We start from the raw sequence: 19,644 nt of genomic DNA on the forward strand, positions 1-19,644 counted from the left end.
AGCGATAAAATGGAGTAATTACTCAGTTAAGGCAAGCAGGGATGAGAGACTTTCCCAAGAAGGTCTGGTGCGAAGTATAAAAGGCACTGATTCCCTGCTTGCGTATCGAGGAAATGTAACTGTCTAGTATACTGAATTGGGAATAACGTTATAGATGTTCAGAAAAGGTTTTTGGAAAATACGGCAATACTTAAGCACAAAACCTGCCAGAAGATTCCAAAACCAAATCTGAACATCTATTTCTTGTAACTCTACAGTAGAGTTTGAAATATACCCAAACAAGCGAATCCTTGCCTAGTAGGGTGCTCGCCAATTTTTCGCCTTAACCCAATCAGGATAGCAAACCGCCGCTTTTGCTTGTTTTGTTATTCTGTGAATCACCCTGATTCAAAACGAAGCAATATTGACGATCAGAACTGCGAATTTTGGAAGCGCAACCAGAAATTCCCGCTAAGTTTCGCCGGGTCGGCAATAACGCCAAAACGCTTGAAATAGCGGCATAGGTTTGTAATATCGCGCTCCAACAGCCATTCAGAATTCTTGTTAAAGCGTGCATCCACCGCTTGCGGAAAATCAATAATCCTGATTTGCTCTTGCCAGTAAAGCACATTGAAGGGAGACAAATCGCTATGGACGATATTCAGGCTTAGAAATAACTCAATGTTGTGCATCAAACGCTCGAAAACAATCTTAGCTTCCGCGTTCTCCAATTCGACATTGTTAAGAATCGGGGCTGCCAGATCGCCTTCGCCCAGAAACTCCATCAATATAGAATTGCCACGTTGGGCATAGGGTTTTGGTACGTCCGCACCAGCCCTATACATCATGTGCAAATAGATATATTCTTGATTACTCCACAACCCGCTGGACATCACTTTGCCCCACTCGCTCTTTTTTCGCATGGCGCGAACATCATGTTGATTTAGCACAACCCGCCCCTCTCGGTAGGTAGCGTCGTTCTTGAAGTTGCGATTCTCACGCGGGATATAAACCTTTAGAGCCAGATAATCCGAATCCATTTGTGGGGTGGCTTCGCAGCAATAAACTTTCGCTTCCTTGCCGCTTTTAACCAAACGCAACATCTGCGTGATCATTTTTTCTTTCACATAAGGCTCGAATGGATTAGATTCGGGTTCTTCTCGACCCTTTTTCCGGTTAAATTGTTCAAACTGGTCTAGTAGCTCTGATTCTTCGCTCTTGTAATTAAATTTATTCTTCAAGATAGTCACCTCAGTAGAATTAAAATTTTTAGTAGGCTTGGTAATACACCGCCGCACCTGCAAAAGGTCTTTTAATCGAGTTGCTATTCTGAAACAACAGAGCTTTCAACGAATAGATTTAACCAAAAAACCGGCAGGCTAATAGTTCGCGCCTGCGGTCTTCAATCCATTTATGAGGAAAAACCGAATGGGGATTTCTCAGGATAGAAAATTATCAACCTTCAAGAGCGCGAGAGTATGCTTTTTAGGCGGTGTAAGGTACTAACAAGGACTTTCTTCATACTGCTTTCCTCCTAATAGGGTATAACTCAATACTTTGATTAGCTGTTTGTATTATACGCACAGATTGTAAAAACGTCAATAGGTCTTTTGAGTAGCTAAAAATAATAAATCAAACGTTAATATTTAGTAACGTCATATTGTTAATAGGATTCTTGACGTTTAGATAAACGGGGCTATAGGAAATAGAAACCCGTATCGGAACTTACAAAAGAATGACAGTTTGTAGCCAGTTACCAGCAAATTTAACAGCGAATATTCGTCAAATTAGAGGTAGAAAACCCCTTTTTGACCACCTTATAGCGGGTAGCCGGTCTTACTTTGGTGCCAACCGCTCGACCCTTCCCATTTCCTCGCACTTTGCTGGCTTTGGCCGGACTGCCCAACTGCACAATTATTCCGGACAAGCCTCGTCGAATTTGCTGAGGGCTTGGCTGTCGTTGACTATTTTCCCAAGGTCGCAACACTTCCAAGCCCAAGCCTTGAGCGATTTGCAATTCGTCGTGTACCAAACTGACTATCGCCGTCCACAACTCAAACTGGCTCGGATAGCGCAAGCGTGGTTTTTCCCACAACAAATCTTGTTTGTCAAAACGATAGCCGTGTTCTATCGAGTAACGCCTCTTGTAATACGACCAGACTTGCGTCAGGTCAAGCTCAGTTTGACCCGACCACACATACCAACTTTCCAGAGGGTCATGGGTTTTACCACTGGCTGCCTCACGCTGTATTCGGATTATGCTCAGTGCCAGTTCAGGTGCTTCCCTCAAATGCAGCTCAGTCCATGCGCTTACTACCAGTTTGTGTCCATTTTCGTCCGTCCCAACCCACACTCGCTGCGGCAAACCGTGCGTATTGGGATCATTACATTGGAAACGAGCACCGTGTTTAGCGGGAGCGCCGCGACCTCGTTTCTGCTCATCTCTCACCACTTTTCGATAGAATACTCGGTTAGACTTGAGCCGCAGCAGCAAGTCATAGTCCTTACTGCTATTTTGAATAAATGCTTTGGTGGGGTAGTACCGGTCTCCCAGATTGAGCGGTCTTTCAGCAAAATATGGGCGCAATTCGCTCAGTTGCTGGCTGGCTACCTCTGCTGGTGTTTGACTGGTTTTGATCCTGCGGTTGGAGACAATGTATGTATGGCTACTGGTTTGAGCCGGCACCACCACCACGGTCGAGAATTGCCAACCCACGGTCACGGGCTTATCACAATTGGGCAGATTGTGTTTGTAAAGCCAGCCACGATCTGCAGATGTAGTGCTAAAGGGTCGCTCGATATTGGTAGCATCCACTGCCAGTACCAATCTTTCACCATCGAAGGGATGAGGGGCGTAGCGCACCATGGTTTGCTCGAAGCGAGTTTGGTTAACTTGACCCATTTGCAAAGCCTCATACAAACTGGGCCATTTTCGCTCAAAATTGGGCGAAAGGGTCAGTTCCAGTACCGATTGAGCCTGGCTTTCTGTCATAAGGGCATCCGCCAGATTAAACAATGCGTCACTGGCGTATTCAAAGCAGTCATAGATTTCGTGCCGAAATTCTTTAAGTGTGTTAAGGTTCATACGAGTAGTGTCCTTTCTCAATTAGAACATTACTCGTCTGGGCAAGTTGTGCCAACACTGCTTGCCCTTTGGTTTATCTAAACGTCAAATAGGTAGATTAATATTTAATTAATAAAACTCAAATGGTATAATTAAATAACAACTCCGCTAGATTTAAAAGATTAAACGAACAACTAAATATTGGTGAAGCCGAGGTTTTGCCTGTTGCACACTATTTAGAAATAATCGAATATACATTGAGTGCTACTTGTATAAATAACTGCTCAAAATGCTATCATTGGTCACAATCTTGAAGTTATTAAGCCTACACACCCCCGAAGACAATATAGACATTGTTTCTAGCTGACTTGACTTTACTTTTTGCTAAAGGCATAATAAGCCGTACTAAAAACGGCGTATTTTAACGAACATTATCGAAAAATTCACATGTGGCAGAATAGCTAGAATGACAAAACCACTCGTTGCCATTGTTGGTCGTCCCAATGTGGGCAAATCTACTTTTTTTAACCGCGTAATTGGCGAGAAATTGGCAATTGTTGAGGATTTACCCGGTACTACCCGTGACCGACTCTACGGTGACGGTGAGTGGAATGGGCGTTATTTCACTTTGATTGATACTGGCGGTCTCGAATTTGAATCCGAGGATGAGCAAAAGAAGGAAAGTGAAAACAAAGGGGTAGACTCTATTCGAGAAATAGCACGTCAGACCCGCGCTCAAGCAACTGTGGCAATTGAAGAAGCCGATGTTATTGTTTTTATGGTAGATGCAAAAACCGGTTTAACCTCAACTGACCGGGACATTGCCGATATCCTTAGAAGAACTAAAAAGCCGGTGCTTCTCGCTGCTAACCGCGCCGATAGCGAAGAGCGTCGCCAAAATTCAGTCGAATTTTATGAACTTGGACTGGGCGACCCCATTCCGATTAGTAGCTATCATGGCACTAATACCGGAGATTTGCTGGATGCGATTACCGAAAACCTACCTCCAATACCTGAAACTATCGAACAAGCTCAAATTAGAATTGCGATAATCGGTCGCCCGAATGTTGGAAAAAGCCGCTTGCTCAATTCTTTGCTAGGGCAAGAGCGGGTTATAGTTTCGGACGTGCCGGGTACAACTCGCGATGCCATTGATACTGAGATTATAGTTGGCGACAAAACAGTAACCTTGATTGATACCGCCGGTATCCGTCGTCCGGGTCGCATAGACATCGGTGTAGAGAAATGGAGTGTGATGCGAACTCTTCGCGCCATTAACCGCTCTAACGTGGTGCTGTTGGTGGTCGATGCTAGTGAAGGAATTACCGCTCAGGATGCCCATATCGCCGGTTATGCCCTTGAGGAAAGTAAGGGTATCGTGCTGGTAGTGAACAAGTGGGATAAAGTTGAGAAGGATAACACTACCATGAACCAGTATGTCACTAAGATACGTGAACAACTGGATTTCATGTCGTATGTCCCGATGATTTTTATCAGCGCAAAATTTGGGCAACGTGTCAACAAAGTTCTGGATGCTGCCCTTACAGTGGCAGAAGAACGCCATAAACGTATCCCTACCGCTACCCTGAATAAGGTGATGCGAGATGCAATAGCGGCGCATAGTCCTGCTACTAAGCCGGGAAAATGGCTGAAGTTGCTATATGTAACACAAGTGGAAGTCGATCCACCAACATTTGTGTTTTCGGTGAATGACGCAAAACAGGTGCATTTTTCATACCAACGCTATCTTGAAAACAAGATTCGCGAAGCCTTTGGTTTTGAAGGTACTCCTCTTAAAATGATATTCCGTGGTCGCGACGAATCAGATGATTAACGCCGCAGGTTAGAGCATTATGGATTGGCTGCTCTTTTTGCTCTTTTTGCTGGTGGGATACCTGCTTGGTTCTATTCCCACTGGCTTAATATTAGGCAGATGGCTGAAGAATATTGATGTGCGTCAGTTTGGCAGTGGCAAAACCGGCGCAACCAATACCTTGCGAACGCTTGGTTGGAAAATCTCACTGTCTGTTTTCCTCATCGATGCCCTCAAAGGTGGAATTGCTGTGTGGCTACCAGTGTTGTATTTCACCGATGCCCCCGACAACTGGCTGCCATGGGTTCGCATGTTGGCGGCTTTTGCATGCATGTTAGGACATGACTTCCCGATATGGATCGGGTTCAAGGGTGGGCGTGGTGTGGCTGTAGGTGTAGGTGAGTTGCTGGTAGTCTCTCCGTTTATCTGGATATTGACATTCTTTGTCACCTTTCCTACAATCGTTATTACCCGTTATGTATCTTTAGGTTCGATTGTAGGCTCAGTTTTCACCGTTGTATTTACAGTAGTAGCAATATTTGCGATCAATTTGGATCCACGTTATTTAGGTTTTTCCATTGTTTCAGCCTTGCTGGTTATAGTAATGCACCGTGATAATATTACCAGATTGCTCAACGGCACCGAACGTAAGCTTGGAGATAAAGCCTCGAAAGTAAAACCATCTTCTGAACAGAATCCAACCCATTAATAAAGAGGTCTGAGTATGTGGTTAATCGAGTACAATGGCAATCGCCCACAAATAGGCGAAAATGTTTTTATTGCCCCAAACGCTACTTTAATCGGAGATGTAGTAATTGAAAACGGGGCGAGTATCTGGTTTGGGGTAGTGTTACGTGCTGATAATAACCGCATTATCATCGGAGAGAATGCGAATATTCAGGATAACACGGTGGTACATACCAACGATGACGACCCTCCCACAACCATTGGCGCTTGTGTAACTATTGGGCATAGCGCGGTGCTGGAAGGCTGTATTATTGAGAAAAATGCGGTTATTGGCATGAATGCTACCGTGCTAAGTAAAGCTGTGGTGGGTGAAGGCGCGATGGTAGCCGCAAATTCGGTCGTGACAATTGGTTCAAAAATACCGGCATGGAATCTGGCTGCCGGAATTCCGGCACAGGTTAAGAAAGAGTTGAGTGGGCAAAGCCGAAAACAAGTGGAAGAAAATTGGAAAGAATATACACATTTAAGAGATACATATTTAGCCAAAGGTATTGATAAAATTTTCTAATCATTAATTCTTTATATTTTGAAATATACCTTGATTAATTCACACTTATAGTATAATTAAATAGCAGTATTAGTCTCTCTTAGTTTGTATTCTTCTCAGACCAAATTTGTTTGTAGTTTGCGCCAGTGTTGCTGCAAGTAAGTTACGCTACGGGTCATGTAACACAGGAGTAAGGGACTATGGGTCTTTCAAATCACGAAATTTATATTGAGCGACTTATACGTGAGGCTCAAGAACAAGGCAAGTTTGTTAATTTAGCCGGGCAAGGAATGCCGCAGCGCATTGAGGATCAAAATCCTTATTTAGCTGATGAATGGCGAATGGCGTTTAAAGTTCTTGAAAATGGAGGTTATAGCCCACCTTGGATTGAAATGGACAAGGAACTCGAGAACGATTTGGAAAGAACTTATCGTGATCGATTAGAACATCTGAGGTGGCTAAGGCGACGGCTTGCTGATATAAAATCTGGTCCTATCCAATATTTTGCGAGAGATATGCGACGGTTACATTCCTCACACCAGCATTTTCTACGCGCGCATGCCGAGAAAATTAGAGAATTGAATTCAAAGATTGAGCGATTTAACTCGATCTGCCCGGTAGTAAGTTTGCAGAAAAAGATTATGATTGTGGATGAACTTATCAGGCAATTTGACCTTGCTTGTCCTGCTATTCCCCTTCTTTAAATAAAATGATGTTTACCCCATTATGGGGTTTTTTTATTGTCTTTTATCACTACTTTTGTACTGATACACTTTTTCTCGTTTCTGGTAAGTGACCTCCCGCCTTCGCGTAAAATGCCTATTGGCAAGGCAACGGTATTCGATTAATAATTAAGAAGGATCGGGACCTGCGTAAAATTTGGTGGTAAAAGATCAAAAGGCAGACAGCGGTGGTCAAACTGGCTAAGCCATTTCCGCCCCTAAAACTATGAGCTTCAACAAATCAAAGCTTGCTTTCCCATAAAGTTTGCGTTTGATCATTTTCAGCTTATTTACTTTTCCTTCCACCACTCCTTGGCTCCATATTTCGCTTAGCCCTGCCCTTACCGCCGCTTCATCCCGTTTGATCCCACCCCCGAAACTTTGTAATTCTGTTATGCCACTTTCTTCAGCCTGTACTAACCATTCAGCTAATTTTTCAGCCTTTCGCTCCTGTATCATTTTACCGAATGCCTGGATCAAACCATATGCTTGCGCTAAAGTAGCATCTGCTTCTATAACTGTTTTTAGATGGCTCAAGGCTGGCTCTTTTAAGCGAGAAGCGTGCGGTTAATGGAAACCAGCGGTAAAACAGCGGTACAAATCGCTAGAGAATTAGGGGTATCGGACAGTGTACTTTACCATTGGCGTAAAATATTGGCTGAAAAAGGGGCGCAAGCTTTTCCTAGTAAAGGTCACCAAACTGAGGCTGAAGAAGAACTCCGTCGGCTGCGAATGGAGAATGAACGACTGCGGATGGAAAGGGATATCTTAAAAAAAGCCATAGCCATCTTCACGCAGAACCAAAAGTGAAGTTTCAGTTCATTTATGAGCACAAGCAGGAATTTCCGGTGAGGTTAATGTGCAAGGTGAGAAAGTGTAAAATAGTGTGTGTAAAAGGAAAAAGCTGATGGTAAGATAGCCGAAAATAAAAACAGCTATTAAGGAGAAAACCAGTGGCGGCTAACAACAAACCAGCTAATCCAGCAAAACCGATCAACTTGCCATCAGTAGAAGTGGTTCAGCAAGAACTGGACAAGGCTAGCTCCATCGAAGATTTCTTCGGTCGGGAGGGGATTTTCGCCAAACTGTTCGCTCGCACCCTGGAGCAAATGCTGGAGGCGGAACTGACCGACCATCTGGGTTATGAGAAATATGAGGCTAAAGGTCGTAATAGTGGTAATAGCCGAAACGGCAAAGTTACTCGCCAGTTAAACGGGTATGTCAATAGTGCTGTGTAAATGGAATTGACTGCGAATTCAAATAGTTACTCTTTGCTTAAAACAGATCGAAAGCTGGTTCAAAATACACGCCCAATTAGGTATCGGCATGGTCCAATCGCTGGTAATATCACAATTTGCCAGGTAAAATAACTTCCGGACAGACTCCGCGGAGGGAAAAGCCCCCTTGGTTTTGATCACTTTACCCAATTGGCGATGGTAGCCCTCGACGGAATTCGTGGTGTAGATCAGCCGCCGGATATCAGGTGGATAGGTGGACAGCTCCGCCCAATTGTTCTCCCAGCTCTTTACCGCAATGGCATACTTCCCACCTCATTTATCGGTCAGATTTAGCAGGTTGAGTTCGGCTTCTTCCCGAGTAGCCGCCTTGTAAACCGTTTTCAAGTCAGCCATAAAGGCTTTCTGATCCTTCCAGACCACATAGAGCAGGCTGGTGCGGATTTGATGAATAATGCAGCGCTGAACCTGGGCGTAGGGAAAGACCGCCTGGATCGCCTCACTGAAACCGCTTAGCCCGTCCACGCAAGCGATAAAAATATCCTCGACCCCACGCCCTTTCAGAGCACTGATCACTCCCAGCCAGAATTTAGCTCCTTCCCCAATGACCCAGAATATCGCGCCGCCCTTCCAGATCGACCCCCAACACATTGTAAACTGCCATATTCTCGACTTTGCCTTCCCGGCGCATTTTCACAAAGATGGCGTCCAGATAGATGATCGGGTAAATAGCTGCCAGTGGCCGGTTCTGCCAGGCTTCTACCATCGGCCAAATCATGGCGCTGATGGTAGCGGGCGAGATTTCCACCCCATACAGATCCTGTAAAGTCTCCTGCAAGTCTCGGGTAGAGAGCCCTTTGCCATACAGACCCAGGATCTTTTCTTCCAGTTCGTTGGTGTTATGACCGTACTTTTTGAGTAGGGTGGGTTCGAACTCGCCATTGCGATCCCTTGGCACCTGGATGGTGGTGCTACCGGCTGAGGAATTTAGCTGGCGAGTAACTTTGCCGTTTCGGCTATTACCACTATTACGACCTTTAGCCTCATATTTCTCATAACCCAGATGGTCGGTCAGTTCCGCCTCGAGCATTTGCTCCAGGGTGCGAGCGAACAGTTTGGCGAAGATCCCTTCCCGACCAAAGAAATCTTCGATGGAGCTAGCCTTGTCCAGTTCTTGCTGGACCACTTCTACTGATGGCAAATTGCTGGATTTGCTGGTTTGTTGTTAGCCGCCACTGGTTTTCTCCTTAATAGCTGTTTTTATTTTCGGCTATCTTACCATCAGCTTTTTCCTTTTACACACACTATTTTACACTCTCAAAAGCCAGTCCGGTGAAATCCCTTTCTTTTATACTTCCGGCAATTTTGGGTGAAACTTGTTTTCGCTCAAAGTTGTCGAGCGACAGACCGCTGCCTGGAGCTATCTTTAATTACAACCAGGTTTTTCTTCAAGCTCTAGCAGTTTGTCGGAGTAATTAAAATGTAGATACCTTATCGAAAGTGTTGTGAAACCAGCGACTCAAGTTGTTGTAGATACGACGCTTCCAATAACAAATAGAATATATGTTCTATTTACGTGCCCCTTTTTTATAGTATGCGCAAACTGCACAAATTATAGTGTTTATGGCTGCGTAAAGATGACTATCTATATTGTTACCTTGATTGCTAGTCCGCATTAGAATCTGTTTTAAATGGAGAAGCAAACAAAAAACAAAGCACTGCAGTTGAAAAAAAAGAGCAAATGGATAAACTTTGGCTATGACAGCACTAACAAAAAAGCCTACACAAGCAATTTGACCGAAACTGCGTGGCAAATCATATTGCCGCATTTACCACCACTCTGCCCAATCCGACGCAAACCGAAATGGGCGCGGCGCGATCTAATCGATGGAATGTTGTATTTATATAGAGTAACCACAACTTTATTTATCAAATTATTCCGCCTGCACCCTGTAATTTAAATGATGAATTAGGCGCGGTTTAATACTGATAAGTTTTGCTCACAGGATTGCTTGAGGATGCTTACGGGAAGGTCTTCGATCATATCTTCCGAAGCATATTTTCGCAAGGCTGACAGCGCATGGCGATACTCACGAATGGCGGCGGCGGTTTGTCCGGCATTGCGATAGATATCTCCAAGATACATATGTGCCGGAACAGACTCAATATCTATATAAATTACTTGCTGGAATTCAAAAATACTTTCCGCTAGATTTCCCTTGCGGTACATAATCAGCCCTAAAATCAGGTGAGCCTCTTCACAGAGTGGGTCTGCTGAAATAGCACGTCGGCATAATTCTTCTGCTTCCGTATAATTTGAAATTTTAGCCTTTAATCGCGCTAGCGCTATCAATGACTCTAAGTTTCCATTTGAATAATATACCGCTTTTTCCAAATAACGACCCGCTTCTGTAAACTCATGCTTTGCCATCCTCGTCAAACCATCTTTCAGAAGCGCCTGCCAGTTACTATCCGCACCAAAGCTAAGAGGGGGAGGTGTTGCTGCTATAGGTTGTCCGGTTTGCAAAGGAGCAGTATCGACTCTTGGTGGGGGTTTGGTAGATTGCGCAGCGCTAGTTTTTGCAATATCCGGTGGCAACGGTGCAGTAATACGCGAACTATACTTTAGAGTTTGAGCCTGATCTTCTAGGGCGGTTGGTTTACGGTAATAGAAAGTGTCAAAATTATTGATCAGTTTGAATTTATCAGAAATTTGCCAGAGTGTTTCGCTATAACCTATGAAAAGATAACTAGCCTCGTTCATAGCTCGATAAATATTATCGATAACCCGACGAGTAATTTCCTGTGAAAAATAAATAGTTACATTTTCGCATATCACTAAATCAAAATTAGAAAACAGATCGACCGGATAATTATCTGAGGCAAGGTTGAAATAGTAAAATGTCACTGCCGCTTTAATCTCTGGTTTTATGAGATATGTGGCGCGACTCTTGCCACGCGCATGCGGGGCGCGACCATACCCTGAAAATTGCTCCAATTCCAAAGGAGCAGTCGCAACACGTTCATGGGTAGGCGCAAAAAAATACTTATCAACCAGCGTGCGCTCTATCTGACTAATATCATCATTGCGATAACGACCTTCTGCTGCAATGTTCAGGGCTTTTTCACTAATATCGGAAGCAATTATTTGAACTTCCCAATTCTCTTTTGTACCTTTTCGGTTCTGAATCTCGGTAATAGCTTCGGTAACAAGCATTGCTATCGAATACGGCTCTTGCCCGGTCGAGCAACCAGAACTCCATATCCTCAGTTTTTTCTCGCTTGCCCGGCTTTCAATAAGTTCAGGCAAAACTTTCTCACGTATTGCCCTAAAATGTTCTTTATTCCTGAAAAATTTCGTCTCGTTTACCGTAAGTAACTCAACCAAACAATGCGATTCCCGAGTAGCTGAGTTAAGCGCTTGTTTAGATTCACCGAATGTTCGAATCTCGCTGTCAATAGGAAAGGAGTAACTCGCCTCGGCTGCGGCAATAAGCTCAATATAAGCAGCAATGTTCTTAGGCTTGATTTCCTTGAACCTCTCTTTTACGGCGCTCTTTAGAGTGGGGAATTTGGAGGTATCAAAATACAATCCAAACTTGCTTTGAAGTATTGAGGAAAGCAGGTTAAAATCATCTAGGTTAAATTCATCGCCGCTAGCGCTAGAATCGGTCATAGTATTGTTCTCCGTAATAACTGCTTACTGAGAACATTTAACCGTGGCGCAATAGACTCAAGCGGCAAAACCTCGCTTACTGCACCCGCTTCAAAAGCAGCTTTCGGCATCCCGTAGATCAGGGAAGTTACCGCATCCTGCGCTAGGGTACAGGCTCCCGCAGCGTGCATAGCGGAAAGACCTTTTGCACCATCATCACCCATTCCGGTTAATACTACGCCAATCGCGCGGTTGCCATAGTTTTCTGCAACCGATTGCATTAGTATATCGGCATTTGGACACAATATTACCTTGCCAACCGCAATAAGGGAGACTCGCCTATCTTGTGTAACCTTAATATTATAGCGGTCAGGGGAAAACAAAACCACACCCGGTTCTAGTAATTCGCCATCCTTTGCTACTCGCACTTCAAGCGGAACCTCACGATTAAGCCATTCCACTAGACCACGAGTAAATCCTTCTGAAATATGTTGAACCACAATAAATGGAATAGGTAAATCAGAAGGAAGGTCTGTCAATATTTTCAACAGGGCGCTAGGTCCGCCGGTACTACAAGCGATGGCGATAAGCTGATATTGATAATCTTCATAAACAAGCGCTTTATTAGAATGAAAGTCAAGTTGAATCGGTTCAGTGTTAGTTGTCACATAGGCAGGTGTGGTTTCTGCAAGTTTAGATTCAGATTGCATCGGAGAAGACTTGATATAGGTTTTTATTCCTGCCAATAACCGAGCTTTTGCAATCAGCTCTTTTTTCTGGCGCGTCCACATATCCCAACCACTCATCACGGGCTTTTCAATGACATCCAGCGCGCCAGCCGCCATCATGCGCAAAGATAATTGCACATCTTCCTTAAGATTGGTAGAGGTAACCACCAGAATAGGGGTTGGATTAGTCGCCATAATCCGCTCGACCGTCTGAAAACCATCCATAACAGGCATCCAGACATCCATCGTAATAAGATCGGGATTTAAGCGGGGCAGTAACTCAAGCGCCTCCCGACCGTTGGCAGCCCGCCCGGCAACTTTAATATACCGGTCACTCTCCAGTGCCTGAATAAGTATTTCAGCTACCATGTCAGAATCTTCGACTACAAGAACTTTAATTATATTCATCAGGAAGCCGAGGAGTAATTGTTAAAATTGCTAAAATTAATTGGCGGGCTTTCCCTCTTCTTCTTCAAGCCCACGCAAGCGGAAAACCAGCTTAACGCGGTAAGGTAAATCTAAAAGGTCAAATTCTTTCACCAGATAATCGTCAGCGCCTACTCTGAAACCTGCCAGTTTCTCTTTGATATTGCCCCGCGAACTTAGCATAACAATGGGCAAGGATTGAGTTTCTGGCTTTTCGCGAAGGCGACGGCACACCTCAAAACCATCTATACCCGGCATATATACGTCCAGAATCATTAGATCAGGAATTTCGGCGCCAACTTTATCAAGGGCTTCTTCACCGCTGAAAGCCAGTTGCACCTCATAGTTATTTGCCTCTAGCTTAGCTTTCACCGCTTCTGCTACCAGAGTGCTGTCATCCACTACCAGTATTTTTCGTTTTGGCATCAATGATCTCCTAAGATAATGAGACACGCACAAATATCTGTAATTATAGCAAAATTTGAATACTTTAATCTGTCAAATATTCAATTGTATTAAGTAAACTATTCTGATTAAAATCGCTTTTTGTAATATAAGCCTGCGCACCAACTGCAATACCCTTACGTTTTTGTTCTTCATTATTCAGTGAAGATACAATTATAACAGGTAAATGACGGAGTTTAGAATTTGATTTTATACTAGTGGTTAGCTCAAATCCATTCATATGGGGCATCTCAATATCAGATATTACAAGATCGTAGCGGTTATCGACCAATAGAACCTCAAGAGCGCGAGTACCATCATCGGCAATATCCACCAGATAGCCATTTGCCTCAAGAATACTCTTTTCCAGTTCGCGGGTAGTAATGCTATCGTCCACTACCAGAATACGCTTCTGACGCGGTTTTTCCTCTTTTAACCTCAAGCTGCTGCGGGTAGTGGTTATTTTTACACGGGCAGTTGAAACCAGATTTGGAACATCTAGAATCATTACCACTTTACCGTCACCTAGAATAGTAGCACTATTGACATGCGGAACTTTTAACAACTTTCCTAGACTCTTTATTACGATCTCAACCTCATCTTCGAGGGAGTCGACCAACAAGCAGAAATGGCGTTCGCTTGAACCAACTACAACGGCTGGCATCCGCTCAAAATTAAACCGTGCTGGATTCCGGCGCTCGCTTTCCGTATTCATCATCCTAATACGGGTACTCGCGGTAGGGTCAGCCAGTGTCAACCCGCTTAGCGTATCGGTAATAGCCTCTTTCGAACTTGAGATACCTGTGCTATAGCTACCCTTAACCGCTAAACCCTTTCCTGTAGTTTCATTCCGGTTTCGTTGCATAGCAGCTAGTTGCCATTGGAAAACAGGATGTTTGGCGTTGGCAAATTCCCCCAATAATTCGCTCAAGCGTATAATCGGAACCAGTATATTCCGGTGCATTACTACATCTCGTCCGGCTCTGGTTAAGATATCTTCCGGCGCAAGATAAAGCATCGACTCGATATTGGGGGCAGGAATAGCATAAACCTGTGAATCAACCTTAACCAGCAAAGCGCGACTGGTGGCAATTGTCAAAGGTACTTTCAGGTTAAAGGTGGTGCCTTTTGTTTCTTCGCTTATTATTGAAACCTGACCACCCAACCGCTCCACGTTCTTCTTAACTACATCCATCCCTACGCCACGCCCGCTGACATCGGTAATTATTGCGCTGGTGCTAAAACCGGGTTCGTAGATCATTGTGATCAACTCTTCTTTGGACATGCTGCGCGCCCGGTTTTCCGAAACCAAGCCTTTCATTATGACACGTTCCCTGACTCTATCCAGATTTATACCGTTGCCATCATCCGAGATTCTTATCGTTACAAAGCTCCCTTCCTGAGCCGCTTCCATTGTCAGGCGACCTTCTTCTGGTTTTCCCGCCGCAAGCCGCTGTTCTGGAAATTCTATCCCGTGATCAAGCGCGTTTCTGAGTAGGTGTAATATCGGGTCGCGAATATCTTCCAGTACTTTCTTATCAACTTCAATTTCACCGCCCATTACGGTTAGCGTAGGGTTGCCACGCCCCAAAGAGCGCGCCAAATTACGTACAAAGGGGCGGAATTCCTCAAATAACGTGCCGATTGGTAGCATCCGAATACTCAGAACATTGCGCTCTAGTTCATCTACTGTATTTTGCAGGTGATTGGCATGTTCCTCGTAAACTCTAAAGGTGGAGCGCAAAAGTCCTTCTAGGAGAGTATCAATTTCCTTAACATCGAACAGTTCATCGCGCAATTCAAAAAGGGTTGCAATCTCGGAGGGGTCGCGGTTATTTGTAATAAGCGCGCGCGATAACGGTCCAGAGCGTTGCTTGCGCCTTAACAAATCCATAATCTGCCGCAATTTATCCAGTACCGACATTGCTTCCATTTTACTCAGTACAAATTCGCTGGAAATGTTCATTAGGTCGTCCAGCTTGTTGACATGCACCGCTAAAGTTTGCGCTTCGAGGCGATTTGTCAATTGAGGTGGATTTTTCTGAACGGAAATAGCGGGAGGTACTTCTATCTCTATCTCATGCGTGTTACCAAGCAAGCTGTGTAATTTCTGAACTAACTCGCTGGTATTCTCATCGGAAGGTGAATTAGATACCGCATGCTCGATGTATTCTAATCCCTCAAAGATAGTATCGAGCATATCGGACTGTAGCTTCAAGCCATTATCGCGTGCAGCAGCAAAGATTTCTTCAAGTTCGTGGGCTACCCTCTTGATGCTATGATACCCAAGCATCGCGGCGTTACCCTTCAAGGTATGTGCTAACCGGAATATCTCTTGCAAAATCGCGCCATTGCCGGGCGTACGTTCCATTTCAACCAGCAACTGGCTGATTTTTAGGAGTTGCGTTTGCGCTTCTTCGGAGAATCTTTCATTGTGTGATTGAGTAGTGCTAACCGCTGGAGGCGCTTTAAAGAGTACTTTCAGTTTATTGGTTATTGAAGTTATATCCGGCATGGTTGCGCCCGAAGTAACCGAAGCGTCTACACAGCTTTGCAAAATGTCCAACGCTTCAAACAGCAGATCGGTTATTTCCGGGCGCATAGATAATTTGCCATCACGCATATCACCGAAAATAGTTTCCATGTCGTGCGCCAAATTGCTGACCGGAATAATATTCAACATTCTGGCGTTACCTTTAAGCGTGTGCGCCGCTCTGAAAATGGAATTAATCAATCCCAGGTTCTGCGAATCTCGTTCAAGGTCAACCAATTGCTGGCTTATTTGCAGAAGTTGCTTATCGGCTTCTTCTTTGAACTTTGGTAGAAATCTATCCCTTTCCAATTTCGTCCACTTCCCGTGTCAGTTCTGCTACTAGAGCAAGGAGTCTTTGTCTCTTCAATTCTGAGAAAAGATTGGGTCTTTTAAAAACTTTGTGCAGGCTATTTTCCAGCCGCTCGGCTTTATCGGCAATTTCTTGCAACCCCACCATTGCCGCTGAGCCTTTAATAGTATGCCCCAAACGGAAAAATTCCCGCAATTCAGGATTGAGCGCAGTAAGTTGGTCAGTATTTTCGACAGGTTGGGATGGTATGTTAGGCTGCACTTGGCGCAAGCCCTGCTCAAGCAGTTGCAAATGCGCTGCTGCTTCCTGCTTGAAACGAAGCACCCATTTCAAACTTGTTGGTGGTACACTCATTGCAACTTGCCTGAATAAATAATATCTTTTATGGTAGCTAGATTAATCAAGGCTATCGGGCGGCGGGTATCGGTAGCAATGTTATTTCTACCCACATTTGCCCCCTCTAATTCCGGTTTGCCGGACACAATAGCCTTATTCTCAATTGAGCTTATCAAGTTAACCGGCTGTAATATTCCAGAATCTAGTAATGGTTCATCTTCCGAGAGCAGCAACTCATGATCCACCAGCACCATTCCCATCAAAATACCTTTGAGCGCAGGGGCTACCCAGTCGGGTAGCGTATGAATATCGGACAGACGGAAGGTTTGGATTGTAAGTAGGTCATCCAACGCAATACCGAAGGGTTGTAAAATCTTGTCACCTGCTCTGGATGTACCACTAACCAAGATACGAGAACGATCAAGCGTTTCCACGAGTGGTAATTTTAACAGACGCGCTAATTCTAACACTGGCAATTTACTGTCCTGATATGCTACTTCAGCCCATAGAGTTTCATCATTGGGTTGTGGTGAGTGTAACACCTGAATACCAGAAACAATAATGTTATAAATCTGGCTCATGAGCAACGCCACCGGTTGATTTCCGGCATAACCAAGCATAAGGGAAACCTGCTTGAGCGTATTCGGTTTGCCAGTTAGGGCAGCGCCTTTGAGCATTAGCTCAGTTAGCCCTTTGGAAAAAGAAGAAAAGTCAGGAGGCAAGCTTACAAACTCATTTCGTTAGATTACGACTGATCTGCACCGGCTATCATTCTTAATATTGCTTCTATATTTAAAACCCCAAGCATTTTACTGTCAAGACTGATTTCAGCATTAATATAGTTGCTAATACCGGAACTGCTATCCACCTGTTTGTTCAACTCACTTTGACGCACGTGTTTAACTTCGGTGGTCGAATCAACCAGTATTCCGAAAGGGTGGTGTTCATGATTGATTATTACTATGCGACTGGCACGAGTCGGCAGCGAAGGAATCAATTCAAACATTTTGTGCAAATCAATCAATGGGTATATAGCGCTTCGGTAATTAACAACCCCCAGTATGTAGTTTGATGCTCCCGGAACTTGTGTCACTTCCAACATCCGCGCTACCACTTTTATCTGCTCTAGCAGTATTCCAAACCACTCATCTCCAAGGTAAAAAGTTAGCAGAGTTACATCCGGTTCAGGGGAGTTTTCCCCTGCGCGCTCGCTGTTGCGTTTTTCTAACTCAAGGGCAAGGAGTTCTGCCTCGGTAAATTCTTCGCCTTGCATGCTCACTTTAGTTATATCCCCTCCGGATTTAGTGAAGGGGCATCCAATTTGTCACGATAGGGTATCTCCTCATTTTCCGGCTCTAAACCGGATGTAATGCCATTTGTTGAGGAAGTGCCACCGCTGCCCGTTTCATCAAGTCGTATTTTGAATTGACTAGTAAGCTGTTTCATAGTTTTAGCTACTTCATCTAGTGAGGTTGCCAGTTTGCTATTGTGTACCGCAGAAGCTGCCGCATCTTCAATTACTATAGCTATTTGTCGCATGTTTGCAACCACTTGTTCACTGGCGCTACGTTGTTGCTGGGTCGCCAGAGAAATAGCATTAGATAGTTGGGCTGTCCGATCAATCTGCTGGATTATATTCTCGTTAGCATCGCCGGAACGATGCGCCAGCACCACACCGTATTCTGCCTGTTTCATACCCTGTTCGGTAGACATTACGCTGGCAGCAGTAGCATATTGGATTTCGGTTAATACTTCTTGAACCTCACGAGTAGCTGCCCGACTGCGCTCTGCCAGCTTTTTAACTTCCGCTGCTACCACCGCAAAGCGTTTCCCGCTTCCTCCCGCCGCTGCGCTTTCGATAGCAGCATTAAGTGCTAGCAAATGAGTTTGGTCAGCAATTCCGGTAATTTGCTCAATTATATGACCTACGCGCTGTGAACGCTCGTTCAAAGCTAGAATTTTCTCGGCAATATCCTGCACTTTCAGTTTTAGCTGGCTTATGCTGTTAATGCTTTCCTTTAAAGTAATCTGACCTTCACCAGCATCCACCAGAGCTTCTTCAGCCGCTTTTACCACCAGTGAAGCTGCTTCGGCAATTTCTCCGGCAGTATGATTTAGCTCCTCGATTGTCAGGGTAGCTTCCAGCACCGCTTCAGCCTGTTCATTACTGGAAGTTGCAGAAAAGCGGCTGGCAGAGGCAATCATCGCTGAAGATGCACTAATCTGGATGGATTTTTCTTGTAATTGGCTATAGGATTTGGCAAGGCGATGGATTGTCTCATTGTAGGTTTTGCCAAGATCTCCAAATTCATCCCGATTGATTATCTCTAGCGAAGTAACCAAATCACCTTCAGCCAATCCTTTAAGGTGCTCTTTAAGAGTCAGAACCGGACGTGTAAACAAATAGCTGAAAACTGTCCCAAGACCCAATGCCAACGTTATGGCTAAAAGACCTGCAAATAATAATATCCAAAGGGCGGTTTCCTTGTATACATTAGCTTGCCGCACAGTCTCGGCATTCTGACCCTGAATTTTTATTTGGTTTTTCTGAACCGCATCCTGAAAATTGGATAAATTAACAGTTATCGCGCTAAGTTTTGTATCAGACTGTACCCATAGAGTACGAGCCACTTCAGGATGGTTAGTAACACTTAAATCTACAACCCGATCTAAATCCGATAAAAGAGCCTGCAAATCACTTATCAGGTTTTGCGCTGTCTGCACAAGCTGGTTAGTTTTCGCACCTTGCAAATCAAAATTGGCGGGCAAATCCTGAATTTGCTGGAGAGTTGAATCAATCTGAACTCGTTGTCCCTTAAAATCCATCACATAGCCATTTATAAGAGAAACGGCTTGTGTAGATTGAGCCATATTGGTCAAAACCAACTCATTAGTCCGATTGATTGTATTTATGTCAACTCTAATACGGGAAAGCTCATTCTCAAGGTTATCAGCAGAGTGCATTAGATTGAGCGCTTTATCAACTTCAAGTTGCGAAGAATAGACCTGATTCAGGTTATCTATCAGATTAACTCTTACAGAAATTCCGAAGATGGCAATGATAATAATGCAAAGGCTGGTAACAAAAAAACCACTGAGCAATTTAAAAAAAATGTTGGCTTTCCACAATTCCAGCCAGCGCAACAACCTGTTCATTTGCTCTGA

16 protein-coding genes and 3 pseudogenes are annotated in these 19,644 nt (G+C 44.3%); 7 read left to right on the forward strand and 12 right to left on the reverse strand.

Annotated features, from left to right (window positions below):
* Positions 1-410: 410 nt before the first annotated feature.
* Positions 411-1,220: an RIO1 family regulatory kinase/ATPase domain-containing protein gene (locus OZ401_RS15070; RefSeq protein WP_341471292.1), complete on the reverse strand. Its 810-nt coding sequence runs from the start codon at positions 1,218-1,220 to the stop codon at positions 411-413.
* Between the two features lie 524 nt (positions 1,221-1,744).
* Positions 1,745-3,064, reverse strand: a complete 1,320-nt coding sequence (locus OZ401_RS15075; protein WP_341467900.1) for a transposase — start codon at positions 3,062-3,064, stop codon at positions 1,745-1,747.
* A 445-nt stretch (positions 3,065-3,509) separates the two neighbouring features.
* Between OZ401_RS15075 and der the strand changes: the two genes are divergently transcribed.
* From der to OZ401_RS15095, 4 genes are all read left to right on the forward strand, one after another.
* Positions 3,510-4,877 carry a ribosome biogenesis GTPase Der gene (gene der / locus OZ401_RS15080; RefSeq protein WP_341471293.1) on the forward strand — a complete coding sequence of 456 codons (1,368 nt, stop codon included), beginning with the start codon at positions 3,510-3,512 and terminating at the stop codon, positions 4,875-4,877.
* A 19-nt stretch (positions 4,878-4,896) separates the two neighbouring features.
* A complete protein-coding gene (gene plsY, locus OZ401_RS15085; RefSeq protein WP_341471294.1) occupies positions 4,897-5,565 on the forward strand; it encodes a glycerol-3-phosphate 1-O-acyltransferase PlsY in 669 nt (222 codons plus the stop codon).
* A 15-nt stretch (positions 5,566-5,580) separates the two neighbouring features.
* Complete coding sequence (locus OZ401_RS15090) at positions 5,581-6,111, forward strand: gamma carbonic anhydrase family protein (protein WP_341471295.1); 531 nt, start codon at positions 5,581-5,583, stop codon at positions 6,109-6,111.
* A gap of 179 nt (positions 6,112-6,290) precedes the next feature.
* On the forward strand, positions 6,291-6,794 hold the full coding sequence (locus tag OZ401_RS15095) for a DnaJ family domain-containing protein (protein WP_341471296.1): 504 nt from the start codon (positions 6,291-6,293) through the stop codon (positions 6,792-6,794).
* 219 nt (positions 6,795-7,013) lie between these two features.
* On the opposite strand, the pseudogene OZ401_RS15100 reads toward OZ401_RS15095, so the two are convergent.
* Positions 7,014-7,355: pseudogene (locus tag OZ401_RS15100) on the reverse strand (transposase); the annotation flags it as partial.
* Between the two features lie 27 nt (positions 7,356-7,382).
* Between OZ401_RS15100 and OZ401_RS15105 the strand changes: the two are divergent.
* Both OZ401_RS15105 and OZ401_RS15110 read left to right on the forward strand, forming a co-directional pair.
* A pseudogene (locus OZ401_RS15105) lies at positions 7,383-7,681 on the forward strand (transposase); the annotation flags it as partial.
* An 84-nt stretch (positions 7,682-7,765) separates the two neighbouring features.
* On the forward strand, positions 7,766-8,050 hold the full coding sequence (locus tag OZ401_RS15110; RefSeq protein WP_425607632.1) for a transposase: 285 nt from the start codon (positions 7,766-7,768) through the stop codon (positions 8,048-8,050).
* An 18-nt stretch (positions 8,051-8,068) separates the two neighbouring features.
* On the opposite strand, the pseudogene OZ401_RS25805 reads toward OZ401_RS15110, so the two are convergent.
* Positions 8,069-9,233 (reverse strand): annotated as a pseudogene (locus tag OZ401_RS25805) (IS256 family transposase).
* Positions 9,234-9,738: 505 nt separating this feature from the next.
* Between OZ401_RS25805 and OZ401_RS15120 the strand changes: the two are divergent.
* On the forward strand, positions 9,739-10,008 hold the full coding sequence (locus OZ401_RS15120; RefSeq protein WP_341471298.1) for a hypothetical protein: 270 nt from the start codon (positions 9,739-9,741) through the stop codon (positions 10,006-10,008).
* Between the two features lie 8 nt (positions 10,009-10,016).
* Here OZ401_RS15120 and OZ401_RS15125 read toward each other — a convergent pair whose 3' ends face one another.
* The 8 genes from OZ401_RS15125 to OZ401_RS15160 all read right to left on the reverse strand — a co-directional run bounded on the left by OZ401_RS15125 (position 10,017) and on the right by OZ401_RS15160 (position 19,635).
* Positions 10,017-11,723 (reverse strand): CheR family methyltransferase, encoded by a 1,707-nt coding sequence (locus tag OZ401_RS15125; protein ID WP_341471299.1) that lies wholly within the window; start codon positions 11,721-11,723, stop codon positions 10,017-10,019.
* The gene (gene cheB / locus OZ401_RS15130; protein ID WP_341471300.1) at positions 11,720-12,838 is read right to left on the reverse strand and encodes a chemotaxis-specific protein-glutamate methyltransferase CheB; all 1,119 of its coding nucleotides are present in this window, start codon (positions 12,836-12,838) and stop codon (positions 11,720-11,722) included. The genes OZ401_RS15125 and cheB overlap by 4 nt, the downstream gene beginning before the upstream one ends.
* Positions 12,839-12,874: 36 nt before the next feature.
* Positions 12,875-13,282 carry a response regulator gene (locus OZ401_RS15135; protein ID WP_341471301.1) on the reverse strand — a complete coding sequence of 136 codons (408 nt, stop codon included), beginning with the start codon at positions 13,280-13,282 and terminating at the stop codon, positions 12,875-12,877.
* Positions 13,283-13,346: 64 nt separating this feature from the next.
* Positions 13,347-16,142, reverse strand: a complete 2,796-nt coding sequence (locus OZ401_RS15140) for a hybrid sensor histidine kinase/response regulator (protein ID WP_341471302.1) — start codon at positions 16,140-16,142, stop codon at positions 13,347-13,349.
* On the reverse strand, positions 16,129-16,497 hold the full coding sequence (locus tag OZ401_RS15145; RefSeq protein ID WP_341471303.1) for an Hpt domain-containing protein: 369 nt from the start codon (positions 16,495-16,497) through the stop codon (positions 16,129-16,131). The genes OZ401_RS15140 and OZ401_RS15145 overlap by 14 nt, the downstream gene beginning before the upstream one ends.
* Complete coding sequence (locus tag OZ401_RS15150; protein ID WP_341471304.1) at positions 16,494-17,201, reverse strand: chemotaxis protein CheW; 708 nt, start codon at positions 17,199-17,201, stop codon at positions 16,494-16,496. Before OZ401_RS15150 ends, OZ401_RS15145 begins: the two co-directional genes overlap by 4 nt.
* 23 nt (positions 17,202-17,224) lie before the next feature.
* The gene (locus tag OZ401_RS15155; RefSeq protein ID WP_341471824.1) at positions 17,225-17,752 is read right to left on the reverse strand and encodes a chemotaxis protein CheW; all 528 of its coding nucleotides are present in this window, start codon (positions 17,750-17,752) and stop codon (positions 17,225-17,227) included.
* Positions 17,753-17,763: 11 nt separating this feature from the next.
* Entirely contained in the window at positions 17,764-19,635 is a 1,872-nt protein-coding gene (locus tag OZ401_RS15160; RefSeq protein WP_341471305.1) for a methyl-accepting chemotaxis protein, read from the reverse strand.
* Between the last annotated feature and the right edge of the window lie 9 nt (positions 19,636-19,644).

Source organism: Candidatus Chlorohelix allophototropha, from assembly GCF_030389965.1.
GTDB classification, from domain to species: domain Bacteria; phylum Chloroflexota; class Chloroflexia; order Chloroheliales; family Chloroheliaceae; genus Chlorohelix; species Chlorohelix allophototropha.